We start from the raw sequence: 1,207 nt of genomic DNA on the forward strand, positions 1-1,207 counted from the left end.
GGCGAATCGTGCTGTAGGAAGGAATCCTACCCTTCGGGGGCTTGAATAGCGGGGGGCAATTCGTCTCGATAGCTGTTGAGCCAGTCCCCAATGGCTAGAAAACCTCGGTTTCCAGCTGCAATGGCCTTGGTAAACAGGGCTAAACACAGAGCTACGCATAGGCCGTTTCCCAGAAACCTTGCGTACATCACCGGATGTTGGCAAAGGCTTCTAGAATCTCGATGCCCTGAGGGGGTGACTCCTCTGGGGCGAGCCTAGGAACAACAGACAGCAGGGGCAGATTGGGCAGACAAACGCATGGTCACTCATGAAACTCTCAGCTAACTTGTAAGCCTAGCATTTATTAGCTTTCATGAGAATGAAATAGCCCTGGGGGTTAACTTTGCCAGAATTTCAAAAGCAAAAGCACTGGCATGCCGTGCAGCTATTTCTTTGGAGCCATTAGCATCTGCTTCACTCTTGCTATCGATTAAATCAGAAATACCACGAATAATCACTGCTGATACCTGCTGATTAGCATGAGTGGCTTTAAGCAAACCCCTTCCTTCCATTTCCACTGCTAGTGCATCACCATAGTTCTTTCGCAGAAACTCAAAAGTACTGGATTTCTTTGAATCAACTACTTTTTCCCCAGCTGCAATTGGTGCAACGAACACACTAGGGGATGAACTAGAATCAACAGATTTCAGTCTTTCTAACCAGCTTCGTCTCTTTGCTTCGGCTCTAGCTCGTTGAATCAGATTATAAGATGATTGTCCCACATCAGGTCTAGGTTCAAATTCTAGTTTGGTTTTGCCCGATTCATAACCATATACTTTGGTAGCAGCTACCACATCACCTAGTTTGACATCTTTAATTCCTCCAGCCACTCCCACAAACATAACAACATCAGGCTGGAAGTGAGCGATCGCTCTTTCTGCTTCCATTGCTGCTCCGGTATTTCCTGGACCAATCTCAACAATTCCTACTTCCCAGAACTTACCATTAGCTGAAAACTTTCCTATTTCATAAATTGTCCCTTGTGGATGTATCTCCTCTTTAAGATTACTCAAATGAGCGCTAACGGCGATATATTCAGCAGGAATAGCAGTTAATATAACTGCTCGGTTTATATATGTTTGCCTCTGGGTCTGATTCTCTTCAGTTATAGTCGAATTATTATCAATAGGTATTTTGTCTTTAGCTACCATAGGTCTTTGTCGTTTGA

Annotated in this window: 1 protein-coding gene; it reads right to left on the reverse strand. The window is 44.4% G+C overall.

Annotated elements, in window-relative coordinates; all coding sequences use genetic code 11:
* Positions 1 to 350 precede the first annotated feature (350 nt).
* A partial coding sequence (locus tag F6K49_RS50690; RefSeq protein WP_293110457.1) for a 5'-methylthioadenosine/S-adenosylhomocysteine nucleosidase occupies positions 351 to 1,207 on the reverse strand: 857 nt, incomplete at its 5' end.

This window comes from Moorena sp. SIO3I6, from assembly GCF_010672095.1.